The following is a 12662-nucleotide window of genomic DNA, read 5'->3' as shown; positions in this document are numbered from 1 at the left end:
AAGACTGTAAGTAATTGAAATTGTGAAGCAACTGGAAATCGTATTGCCAATTTCTGCTCTCTGATTAAATCTGGGATACGTTAATCAGAGGTTGTTATCATTCTACGCAACCGTAGTCATTGCTCTCGAACTTTGCGAATTCTCAACTAAAGCTTTTGCTAATGAAGAGCACATATAATCTATATCGGTATTTGAGAGAAATGGATGAAATGGCAAACCCAACAGTTGCTCACTCAAGATTTGGCTATTAATAAGGCTACCGTATTTTAAGGATAGATTTTTTACGTAGGATTTAAAGGCTTGATGATTATGCAATGCCGGACAATACCATTGTCTTGTAGTAATACCATAGTCGTGCAGTTTATGCGCAAGATCTTTGGCATTTTGACCGAGTTTAATCACAAACAACGTGGGTAGCTTTGGAATATCAGCATTTTGAAATTGAAATTTATCCGATAAAAATTCTAATTTAGATCTAAACGTAGCATACAACGCTTGTCGTTTTAGCTTAATCTCATTAAATCGGGCAATTTGTGCTAATCCAATTGCTGCATGGTATTCACTCAATTTGGCATTCATACCTGCGGTATGAATAGTTCCGTTGGAAAAACCAAAATTAGTAATATCTCGACAAATATCAAGATACAAGTTATCTACCGAAACAATACCACCGCCCTCACCTATGCCGAGACTTTTTGTCGCATGAAAACTGTAACAAATATCGACTTTTTGTCGCGGTGTCTGACTTGGAAAAGCACCCGCTGCATCAATTAATACGCGGCAATTATTTTTTTCGGCAAATAATTGCCATAGTTCCTCATTAATTTTACAACCGTAAGCGGCAACGGGAATAACTACTTTTGCACCACTTTTTATAAGTGCCTGCTCGGCAATCTCGGGGGTTAGGATCCAGCTATTTGGGTCTACATCCACTAATACTGGAATAAGTCCTGAGCGAATTACTGCGGTAGCTGTGGCGGGAAAAGTCAATGAAGGCAACAACACTTTTGTGCCCGGACGAAATCTGTAAGCACTCAAAGCAACTTCTAAAGCAGTTGTACCCGAGCAGGTAGATACCATGGAAAAACTGTTGACCGAATCGGGATTTTCTCTTTTTAAGAGACCGGTTATTTCGTGTTCAAATTTTTGGCACAATGGACCGTAATTAGAATACCAGCGATTTTCATCAATTTGCTTTAACCATGGCAATATATCGTGAACTGAAGGCAGATCTGGAACAAGCAAAGGTATCATAGTTATTACCTAATTTATGATAAAAATGGCTGAACTTCGATTAACAGGCACATTGGTGTCTAAAGGGAACTCTGATTAACTTTGAGTCTCCTGCGGCACAAGGATGTGTCCCCAATTTCAAGAACGGTAAGTGATTGAAATTGTGAAGAAATTGGAAATTACATTTTCAATTTCTACTCTCTGATTAGTTCATGGGTGAATTAATCAAAGGTTTCTATAGCTTTATTTCGGCAAATAATTGAAGACCTTTAGACTCTTGGCCCTACGAGTAATGTTAATAGAACTAAGAACACGTTTTGCAATTCGTAAGCTTGTTAACCGCGATAAAAACCCAGAAATACCTAGGCCAACATAAATATAACGGTATACAAGGAAAAAATAATAAGTGCCCGGACCTAAATGCTCTAAATACTAAAGAACAGCACTTGAAAAAAGAACTTCACACCCAGTTAATACAATTTGGAACTAATGCATACCTAAACAGCAATGAAAACGCCGAACACATTAGAATTTGCTATTATTTTATTCTTATAAATAATCTCTGATTAACTCTGCCATGATTTAATCCGAAAATAGACATTGAAAATAAGATTTCCAATTTTTCACAATTTCAATTATTTACCGCTCTTAAAATTGCCATCACATGTTAGTGTCGTGGCAAACCCTAGATTAATCAGAGCGTTGTAGAGTTACTACAAACGATCAAATAAGCTCAACTGGGTAACCTGTACATAGCTCGTTTGCGCGGCTTCTAAGATAGTTTGTTGTAAACTTAACTGACTTAACGCCGCCGCGTAGTCTAAGCCTTCAATTTGCGATAAGGCATCTTCATTAAAAATTTGAGAATCTTCGTGTAAAAAATCCGTAGATTCTAATATATTAATTCGTGCACCAATACTGGCGGTCACGTTGTCGATGTTTCGGCCAGCATTATTTAAATTAGAAATAATTGCACCTAATCGATCGGATAAATATTGGTTCGCCGAAGGGCTTTCTGCGGGTTGATTTAACAATTGCGTTAATTCGAACGCGGTTGCCAGTAGTCCACGCGATTCCTGACGTTGGATAGCGAATTGCGTGGTTTCGCCGACTCCAGGCCCGGCACCGTCCGCATCACCAGCACCACGAACAAATCCATCGCTGTCGGTTGGTATGTAAATGGAAAATTTTTGCCCAAAATCAGCTGTTAAATCGACTTCTATTTCGAGAAATCCATCGGCATCAACAGTGGTTTGATTCACCAAATTAAAATTTGTCACTGCCACAGGACCGCTGCCATCGGGACGGGTGTATTGCAAGGTGTAATTTAGAGGCACATCCGGGAAATTGGGATCAGTAGCATCGCGATTATCAATTAAGCTGAGATTGGTAATTTGTGGCGCTGGCAAGCCTGCAAACGCATCGTAGTAGTTATCAAACGCGGCTTCGTCGATCAATTCACCCGCGCCAATTTGAGCAAGCGCAGCATTACTGGATGAAGTAACGACTCGACTTTCATTACGGATATTTTGAAAAACATTGTAGCCGCTATCCCGAATTGAAATAAAACTGCCACCGGCAATTTCTACGTCTCTGCCGCTTTGGTCGCCTAAATAAAGAACGCTTCCGTCTGGTTGAATACGAAAGGGTTGTTGATCTGCTTGACTACCGGCAAATAGATATTCGCCTCTGGCGTTTTGGCTATTTGCGATCGCAGTTAATTGCTCGTAGATCTCTTGCGTTTCTAGAGCGATGGCGAGTCGATCTTGATTACTTAAAATACCGTCACCCGATTGAATAGCCAGTTCTTCCAGCCGTTGCGTTGCAATGGTGACTGAATTTAATAACGCTTCTTCTTCAGATAAATTGTTAATACCCAATGTAATATTAGATCGATATCGGTCAAGTAAGGCATTATCCTGCTGAATATTTAAAATACGTGTAGCTGCCACGGGGTCATCAGCCGGTGTTAAAACTCGCTTGCCAGTACTTATTTGTTCTTGTGTACGTAATAGATCCGAATAGACATCTTGAATACTGTTGATGCCACCGCTAAATGCTAAATTTGTTGAGACACGCATCTGATGATCGCCTCAGTTATATTTGTAGAATTCGATCGAACAATTGTCGAGCGACCGAAATAACTTGTGTAGCGGCGTTATAAGCTTGTTCAAAGCGAATTAGGTTTGACGCTTCTTCGTCTAGATTAACACCGGATATTTCTTCACGATTTGTAAATGATTGATCAAAAATACTTTGGTTTGCTTCCACTTCGATGGATTTTTGCGAAGTCACAACACCAATATTTTCGACAAGCTGCCCGTAACTATCGACCAGACTTTGAGAAACGGTGGTACTCGCTGCGGTTCCTCGAATAAGATTGGATGTTTGTAACGCAACCTGCGCTAATGCATTGCGGTTATCGGCAACGCCGTTTTCATTAAAACTGATGGTAAGTGTGTCTGCGTTTTCAGGTCGTCCTGAAATATCAATTTCAAAATCAACAGAATTACCGCCTGTGTCTGTAATATTAAACGTAAGTAAATTGCCAATTCCGCTGACAAATGGTGCGGCGGCCGGTGTTACGGTAAAACCAGCAGCAACGCCGGTAACATTGAATGTATTTGCAGCTTCATCAAATACAAGAGTTAACGGGAAGGTACCCGATGCCGTAGTTAAGATACTTTGATTTGATGGATCTAAGTCACTGACAATTCTTGGATCACTAATGGTGAATTCACCGCGATTATCTTCAGAAATTGTAGATCTTAAGGGCGCTGCAAATGCCAGTTGTGAGGTTTCGTTAAGTACCCTTTGAATATCATCAGCGGCGCGTCGTGTGGGTGAAATAAAAAATATGTCGCCATCACTTACGGCACCTGAATTTAATTGTATATCAAAACCTTCTCCGGCAATGGTCAAGGTACCCGGTAGAGGAGTTGCTCCCGAAGCAACCAGGGTTTCGTCTTCAAGTCGTAATAACTCATAGGTGCCGCCAATTATGCGTAGCTCATAATCACTGGCGGTAAGCTGTCCGGTCTCGGTGATATTAACCTGCAACCGAGCGGTACCTAGATTATCGGCACTGGCAGTCACACGATTTTCTGCCGATCTTTGGGTATTAATATCGTTGAAAATATTCACACCAAAATTGCCGTCTAAATCTAAACCACGGGCCTGTTGTTGATTTAATGCGTCGGCGGTCACTAATGCAAGACGCCCTAATTCATTTAACGATGTAGTAATTAGTCCGCGTTGAAAATCCAGCAAACCACCCAACTCGCCGCCGGTAATAATGCTGGTTAGAACCGTTCCGGACGTTGGTTGTATAACATCTAATTGAAAGTTGGAATCCAATGCCGGTCTTATCGCTAACTCGGTCACCTGTTCGCCAACAACCAAGGGTTGGCCGGTGCCAATAAATAAATTAACGACGCCATTACTCTGCTCTACCACACTTAAGCCAACCAAATTGCTTAAATCTCGAATAGCCTGATCGCGGCTATCTAAAAGATCATTGGGTTGTCTTCCATTGGCGAATGAAGTGGCAACCGCAGCGTTAATTCCCGATATATTATTAGCCAGCTGATTAACCTGTTCTATAATCGCCTCGGTTTGGTTATTTACAAAACTGTTCTGCTCATTGAGCTCTTGATACAAGATATTAAATCGCTCGGCCAAACCACTAGCTTCGCTCAAGACTAACTGACGAGTGGTTGTACTTTGAGGGTCTTCTGCGGCGGTAGATAAAGAACCAAAAAATCGTTCTAAGCTTGACGTTAAACTGGTATTGGAAGAAGCCAGCAACGAATCTAATTGTTGGACTTGATCTAAAAATGCTTCTGATTCTGCTAAATTCTCGCCAGCAGATCGCAATTCTTCGTTGATAAATTCATTGCTTAAGCGGTCGACCGATACTATACGTGTGCCTGTGCCCACAAAACCGCCGCCAGTAAAACGGGGTTGCTGTGTTTCTTGTTCGGTACGCTGACGGCTATAACCTTCTGTGTTGGTATTTGAGATGTTATGGCCTGTCGTTGCAAGAGATGTTTGCGACGATCGCAAGCCGGATAACGCAATGTTAATTAGCGACATAATTAACCTCTACCAATACCATTAACGTGAATTTTTTCATTTAAATTCGGGTTGATCCAACAACTGAATAATTTTTTCTGCGTAGTTAGGATCGGTTGCATAACCTGCTTTCTGTAACTCTTCTACGTATTGTTTTGGGTTTTCTGCAACTGCCAGTGCATTTTGATAACGTGGATTGCTTTGAATAAAACTTACATAGTCTTCAAAACTTTCTGAAAAACTCTGATACGATCGAAAATCTGCCTGTTCTTGATAAGCAACATTGCCGTTAAATTCTAACGTGTTAACACGAACAGCTTGTCCATTCCAGCGCGAGTCACTTTTAATATTAAAAAGGTTATAACTGTAGCCAGACTGATCTTGCGCTATGTGTTTTCCCCAACCGGTCTCTAAAGCTGCCTGCGCCAGTAAAACGTCTTCATTTATATTGAGTTGGCTTGCCGCCTTTTTCGCGTAGGGCTTTAGGGTTTCTATAAAATCGGCTTTGTTAGTAAAATCCGAAAAATCATTTTGCTTAATAGAATCCTGTGTGATTCCGTGAAAATTATTGGCCGGTATTATTTTTCGATACGCCAAAGAATCATTATTTAGCTGACGAGGTTCTAACCCAGCAGTCGTTGGTTGTTCTTTACCCCAATCCAACTGAAACTGATTGTTTAATTGCTGCTCCAGAATTTTTGCGATACCAACGCCGCCATTTTTAGAAAGCGCCAACGACAATTGTTGATCAAACATTTGTTGATGGTATTTCATCTCGTTACTGTTTAAAAAATTATCTTCACCCAAGGTGTCTGTAGTTTTTCGCATTTCTTTTAGCAGTTGGCTAATAAAAAACGATTCAAATTGTTTAGCGACCTCGGCGATTGCTTTTGGGTCTTGATCACGACCCAATGATTTTATGGAGTTTAATGAGTTCAAATCTGTATAAGCATTTGAATCTAAATTGGTTCGGCCTATTGAATATTCCATAATCAAATCACAATTAACTCGGCACGCAAGGCACCGGCTTGTTTAAGCGCTTCTAATATGGCCATTAAATCACCGGGTGCTGCGCCAACTTCATTAACGGCACGAACAATGTCATCCAATGAAGGGCCTGGTGAAAATCGAAACATTTGTCGCGGGCCGTCTTCCACAATAATCTCTGACTGTGGAATTACTACGGTTTGGCCTTGGGCTAACGGATTGGGTTGCACAGCGTCTGGAGTTTCACGCACAGTGACCGTTAAGCTGCCGTGGGTAATGGCAACAGGCTCTATACTCACGTGACTACCAACAACAATTGTACCGGTACGAGAATTAATAACGACTCGCGCGGGCGCTTCGCCGGGTTCTATTTCAAGATTTTCGATAAGTGATAAAAACTCAACTTTTTGCGCTGGATTTACCGGTGAACGCACCGATACCGATGCAGCATCCAACGGAAATGCGGTTTCTGGCCCAAGAGTAAAATTAATAATCTCGGCCATACGCTTGGCAGAGGTAAAATCTGGATGATGTAAGTTCAATACAATGGGGCCACCGTCGGTAAAACTTACCGCGACTTCGCGCTCAACCGATGCGCCATCGGGAATACGACCAACACTAGGCACGTTTACGGTTAAACGTGATCCGTCTGCACCTTCTACACCTAAACCACCCACCACTAAATTGCCTTGTGCAATGGCATATACTTGACCATCGATACCTCTTAAAGGAGTTAGCAATAAGCTTCCACCGCGTAGTGAACTCGAATTACCAATAGAAGAAACTGTTACGTCTATGGCGCTGCCGGGTTTTGCAAACGGCGGCAGTTGGGCGTGCACGGCCACAGCGGCGACATTCGCCAATTGAAATCGAGCACCTTCGGGTATGGCAATTCCGAATTGTTTTAACATTGAGCTAAAAGACTGCGCAGTAAAAGGTGTTTGGTTGGTTTGATCACCGGTGCCGTCTAGACCAACGACAAGACCGTAGCCAATTAATTGATTCGAACGAACACCCTGGATACTGGTTATGTCTTTTATGCGTTCAGCCACAGACACGTTGGATATTAAGATAAATAAACCGAAAATAATGCAACGTAAAATAATCATAATTACGCTCGCTAAAATGGCCAGAGAGGGCCGTTAAAAAATCGAGACAACCAACCTTGCCGATTAGTATTGGCAAGCTCACCTGTACCGCTGTAAGAAATTCGAGCGTTGGCGATACGCGTTGATACAACCGTATTATCGGTGGCAATATCACCCGGACGAATAATACCGCTCAAGCGAATGTATTCATCGCCACGATTAATGGTGATCCATTTTTCACCGCGAATCACAAGATTACCATTGGGCAGAATATCTGCCACAGTTACCGTGATATCACCAATTAAACTGTTACTTTGGTCTGCATCTGCTTCTCCGGTAAATTCTCTTTCTGCGACCAGATCGGTTAATAAACTCAGATTTTTTACACTTACTCCAGAACCTAATACCGTGCCCTCTTCTATATTAACGTCGTCATCTTTTACCAACGATACATTGGATGATTTACTGGAACTGGTTTCTTCCTCAAGAATAACGGTGATGATATCCCCAATGCGCATGGCTTTAGCATCGGTGTATAGAGAGATCGAATAATTTTCGCTGTACAAAGATCCATTACTCGGCGGAATTACCGGCGGCGGTGGTGCGATAACTGGCGCATAAAACGGATCAGAATCCGGTGTCGGCATTCTGGATTGACCCGCGCAGCCCGCCAGACTTATTAATGGAATTACGCAGAGAGATAAACGCTTGTAGAAATTAAATAATTGAGTCATTTTTTGTACTTCTTTGCTTTAGCATCCACAAACAGTCGCACCGTTATTCGTTATTATTTTCTGTTGTTTGCGAGAATGATGAATGCAACTATTTACTGCACGGTTATTAATGCCAAATTAAAGATTTTGACTAATAAACTGCAACATTTGATCGGCCGTAGTCACAACCTTTGAATTTAATTCGTAAACACGTTGCGTAGTAATCATATTTACCATTTCTTCGACAATATCCACGTTAGAGTTTTCGAGTGTACCTTGTAATAAATCCCCTAAACCATTTTGACCCGGCGTACCTGTTAGGGGATTACCACTTGCGGCGGTTTCATAAAATAAGTTGCCGCCAAAGGCTTCTAAACCCGATGGATTAATAAAGTCGACAATTTCAATCGTGCCAATTTGAGTTGGGTTAGTTTGCCCTCTGATATTGGCGGTCACAATTCCGTCTGTACCAATAGTTAATGTACTGGTATTTTCTGGAACGGTAATAGCAGGATCGAGTAATAAACCATTGGCATTTACCAAGTCACCATCGGAATTTAAATGAAATTGGCCGTTACGTGTGTATGCAGTTGTACCATCGGGTAACGCTATTTGAAAAAAACCGCGACCGCTAATGGCTACATCCAATGCTTGATCGGTAACTTGTAAACTGCCTTCTGTAAATTGTTTTTGCGTACTTACCACGCGCACACCAGTACCTAGCTGCAAACCCGACGGTAAGGTTGTATCTTGGGTTGATTGCGCACCGGGTTGACGAGTAATTTGATAAATTAGATCTTCAAATACTGCGGCATCACGCTTATAACCAACGGTCGATGCATTAGCCAGATTATTTGAAATGGTTGTTAGTTGGGTGTCTTGAGCACTTAAACCCGTTTTACTTACATACAGTGCTGCGTGCATAAATACCTCTGATGTTCAATATTTTTAATAAAAAATTGGGTCCGTTAAATTAGCTGGTATTTTTTGACAAAAAACTACCGAATTACTTTTTGGAACCTCTGATTAACTCATCCATGATTTAATCAGAGGACAGAAATTGAAAATGCGATTTCCAATTTCTTCACAATTTCGATCACTTATAGTTCTTGAAATTGGTGACACATCCTTGTGTCACCGGAAACTCTAGGTTAACCAGAGTTTCTTTTTATTTAAGAAAGCTGCAAAAGTTTAAGATTTGCATCGGCATTCTCTTCTACGGTTGACATTAATTTTATTTGTGTCTCGTATTGTCGAGCCAAAGCAATAACCGAGGTTAATTCACTGATGGTATTAACATTACTGGTTTCTAAAAATCCGGCAATTACCGTGACGGAAGGATCATCAACAAATTCACCACCATCTCGTAATCTAAATAAACCGTCTTCACCTTTTTCTACATTTTCAAGATCAGGATTAACCAATCGCAAACGATTAATATTGGCAAGCGCTTCTGGCCCTTGCCCCTGAATTTGCACACTGAGCGTACCATCCTTTGCAATTTGTAGTTTCTCAAGCGGTGGTAGAATAATTGGACCACCCTCGCCTAAAACCGGTAAACCATTACCGGTATGCAAAATACCTTCTGGGCTAATGACAAAATTACCGGCTCTTGTTAACGCCTCAGAACCGTCTGCCGTAGCAACCACCAAAAAACCATCACCCTCAATAGCAACGTCAAGATCGCGTCCGGTTAAATTTAAGGAGCCATGACTAAAATCGGTTGCGGGCCGCTCTGTTTGCGAATAGGCGCGAGTTGGAATGCCGTCACCGTAATAAACGCCCATGCTGCGCGCTTGCTCAAAGTCGGCTCTAAAGCCTGTTGTGTTGGCGTTCGCCAAATTATTGGCTCTGGCGGTTTGTGCTAACATATTATTTTTTGCACCCGTCATGGCGATATAAATTGCTCTATCCATATTCAAGGGCTCTCACAATACTAAAGAAAAAACATAAGCTGTCGAAAACATTAAAACCGGCTTATGACAAAAAATTACCGCTTTTTATTAAGTGAGCAAAGCCGATGCCATAGAAAAATAAAAACAAAAAAAAGGCGACTTTCGTCGCCCAAATCGCACAGTCAATTCTTTTTTAACGGATATTAATAATGGTTTGCGTGACCTGATCAGCCGTCTCAACCGTTTTAGAGTTTGCTTGATAATTACGTTGCGCAATAATCAATTGCACAAGCTGCTCGGTTAAATCGGTATTTGATTCCTCTAATACACCCGAGTTAACTAAGCCTAGCGCGGCAGAACCTGGAGCGCCAATATTTGCTTCGCCCGATTGAAAAGTTTGTGCCCAAGAATTATTGCCTACCGGTTGTAATCCTTGGTTGTTGGTGAATTCCGCGAGCGCAACTTGACCCACAACACTAGATTGTCCGTTGGTAAATCGGGCAAATATGATTCCAAACTCGTCAATTTCTAATCCCGATAATCGACCGGTGGTAAATCCGTCTTGTGAAACATCGGCAACACCAAAATTAGAGCCAAATTGAGTAGAACCGCGATAATTAATCGTCAGTGTTGCACGTGCAGGGTCCGTTGCCTGAGGGTCAGACCAATTTAGAATGTCAAATTCGGTTGCTCCGGCAACACCATCTACCGCGCTTAAATTACCGGTAGAATCAAACGTTAATAGGTTGGGAACTGGATTACCGGTGGCATCAACCGAAGCTGCGGCTCCGTCGATATAAGTGTAGGCTTGCCATTGTGAAGGGCCACCGGCTGGCGAGTTTTGTACGTAATATTGTGTCAGCGTATGCGATACGCCTAATGAATCAAATATTGTCACTGACGTAACGCTGTTATAGCTGGCCGCATCTGTTGAATCAAACGTAGTTACCAGCGGTGGTAATTCACCGGCATCGAGATTAATTCGCCAATCAACATCGACGGTTTGTTGGGGCGCAATATTATCGGTTGATAATTGAAGATCGGTTAATACACCGATGATGTTATTGTCATCGTCGGCTCCAAAACCTTGAACAATAGATCCTGAGTTATTGACCAAAAAACCACTCTCGTTAACACCGAAGGTTCCGTCGCGGGTATAATTTAATTCACCACCGGCATCAACAATAAAAAACCCTTCACCACTTATAGCAAGGTCTAATTCATTTTCGGTGTAAGCCAGATTACCTTGGTCAAATGATTGCGCCACCTCGGTGACTCGTACACCATCGCCAACTTCTAAAGAGCCTGATCCAAATAATGAGTTTGCGTAAATATCACCAAATTCGGTTCGACTTTCCTTAAACCCTATGGTTGAAGCGTTCGAAATATTATTACCCGTCACTTCAAGGTCAATATTTGCCGCACGAATTCCACTGAGACCAATATTAAATGACATAATTTACTCCATCGAACCGAATAAAACGGTGTTTTTATTGTTCATTAAACTGAATAACATCGTTAATGCTGTATGCGCCTATACCGGCAAGGTTTAGCGTGAGCTCTCCGTTTCCACCAACGGTGACACTGTTAACATTTGCGCTTAAGCCAGTATCCAATTGTGTCGTACTGCCATTAATATCTGCGGTTACCGTAATTCGGTATTCACCGCTGTCGATGTTAGATCTTGATGATTGCCAGTCGATAAGCTCGCCGTTAACTTCGGCAAAACTGCCATCCCAGCGGAAAACCAATTCCCCAGCGGCTTGAGTTCCTAATGGAATTCGATCGACAAAACTGCCTGCGCTGTCGAATATATCGATATTAACGTCGTTGCTGGAAGCAGGTAATTGCACTTGTCCAGAAACCACGCCACCGGGTGCTAATAAGGCGGTATTGGAAGGAACGGTTACCGAAGTTCCAACCAGCGACGAAGCGGCCAAAGCTTGGTTAGATAAAAATGAACTGCTAAAGTCTGTAAAATTATTGTTTAATTCACCCAGGCTTTCTAATTGTGAAAATTGCGCAAGTTGTGCGACGAATTCACTGTTTTCTTGGGGTTCTAATGGGTTTTGATTTTGCAATTGCGTTGTTAATAATTGCAAAAAAACATCTCTACCTAGATCGTCGCCGTCATCCGTTTCTTCTGTAGCGCGGTTTTCAAGTGAGAAACGACTTAGTACCGATTCAACATTGGAAATATCCATTATTTAATCTCCGCAAAAAGCCCTACTGACCAAGCGTTAATATTCTTTGCATCATTGATTTCGCTGAATTAAGCACTTCAACGTTCATTTGATAGGCCTTTGAGCTTGAGATCATGTTCGTCAATTCTTCTACGGCATTTACATTGGGGTAAAATACGTAACCGTCTTCGTTGGCGAGAGGATGGCCCGGCTCGTAACGTTGCTGCAACGGCGCATTTGATTCGACAACACCTAAAACTTGAACACCACTGGTTTCACTGGGTCCTGCATCAAGAGTATCAAAATTAATATCCAAGGCCTCCTTCGCCACCGCGGCAAAAACTGGGTGGCGAGCGCGATAGGTTTCGTCAATACTCGATGCAGCGGACTCAGCGTTAGCCAAATTACTTGCCGTGGTATTAATTCGAACCGTATTTGCGCTCAGTGCCGACGCAGATGTTCTAAAGACATCGCCTAATGACATAATTT

Annotated in this window: 11 protein-coding genes; all 11 read right to left on the bottom strand. The window is 42.0% G+C overall.

Annotated features, from left to right (window positions below):
- Positions 1-102 precede the first annotated feature (102 nt).
- The gene (locus ACYQ2C_RS06330; protein ID WP_460100873.1) at positions 103-1254 is read right to left on the bottom strand and encodes a DegT/DnrJ/EryC1/StrS family aminotransferase; all 1152 of its coding nucleotides are present in this window, start codon (positions 1252-1254) and stop codon (positions 103-105) included.
- A 692-nt stretch (positions 1255-1946) separates the two neighbouring features.
- Positions 1947-3314, bottom strand: a complete 1368-nt coding sequence (gene flgL / locus ACYQ2C_RS06325) for a flagellar hook-associated protein FlgL (protein ID WP_460100871.1) — start codon at positions 3312-3314, stop codon at positions 1947-1949.
- Positions 3315-3330: 16 nt separating this feature from the next.
- Complete coding sequence (gene flgK / locus ACYQ2C_RS06320) at positions 3331-5328, bottom strand: flagellar hook-associated protein FlgK (RefSeq protein WP_460100868.1); 1998 nt, start codon at positions 5326-5328, stop codon at positions 3331-3333.
- 36 nt (positions 5329-5364) lie between these two features.
- Positions 5365-6297, bottom strand: a complete 933-nt coding sequence (flgJ, locus tag ACYQ2C_RS06315; RefSeq protein WP_460051483.1) for a flagellar assembly peptidoglycan hydrolase FlgJ — start codon at positions 6295-6297, stop codon at positions 5365-5367.
- A 2-nt stretch (positions 6298-6299) separates the two neighbouring features.
- Complete coding sequence (locus ACYQ2C_RS06310) at positions 6300-7403, bottom strand: flagellar basal body P-ring protein FlgI (RefSeq protein WP_460051481.1); 1104 nt, start codon at positions 7401-7403, stop codon at positions 6300-6302.
- Between the two features lie 11 nt (positions 7404-7414).
- Entirely contained in the window at positions 7415-8116 is a 702-nt protein-coding gene (flgH, locus tag ACYQ2C_RS06305; RefSeq protein ID WP_460051480.1) for a flagellar basal body L-ring protein FlgH, read from the bottom strand.
- 117 nt (positions 8117-8233) lie between these two features.
- A complete protein-coding gene (gene flgG / locus ACYQ2C_RS06300) occupies positions 8234-9019 on the bottom strand; it encodes a flagellar basal-body rod protein FlgG (RefSeq protein WP_460051478.1) in 786 nt (261 codons plus the stop codon).
- Between the two features lie 248 nt (positions 9020-9267).
- Positions 9268-10011, bottom strand: coding sequence for a flagellar basal-body rod protein FlgF (gene flgF / locus ACYQ2C_RS06295; protein ID WP_460051477.1), 744 nt, complete (start codon positions 10009-10011; stop codon positions 9268-9270).
- 172 nt (positions 10012-10183) lie between these two features.
- A complete protein-coding gene (gene flgE / locus ACYQ2C_RS06290) occupies positions 10184-11446 on the bottom strand; it encodes a flagellar hook protein FlgE (RefSeq protein WP_460100861.1) in 1263 nt (420 codons plus the stop codon).
- Between the two features lie 34 nt (positions 11447-11480).
- Positions 11481-12194 (bottom strand): flagellar hook assembly protein FlgD, encoded by a 714-nt coding sequence (locus ACYQ2C_RS06285; protein WP_460100858.1) that lies wholly within the window; start codon positions 12192-12194, stop codon positions 11481-11483.
- 22 nt (positions 12195-12216) lie between these two features.
- Complete coding sequence (gene flgC / locus ACYQ2C_RS06280; RefSeq protein WP_460051471.1) at positions 12217-12657, bottom strand: flagellar basal body rod protein FlgC; 441 nt, start codon at positions 12655-12657, stop codon at positions 12217-12219.
- Positions 12658-12662: the final 5 nt, after the last annotated feature.

The organism is Sessilibacter sp. MAH3, from assembly GCF_054658275.1.
The sequence above is the reverse complement of the archived record's forward strand: the minus strand, read 5'-3'. Positions and strand labels throughout refer to the sequence as shown.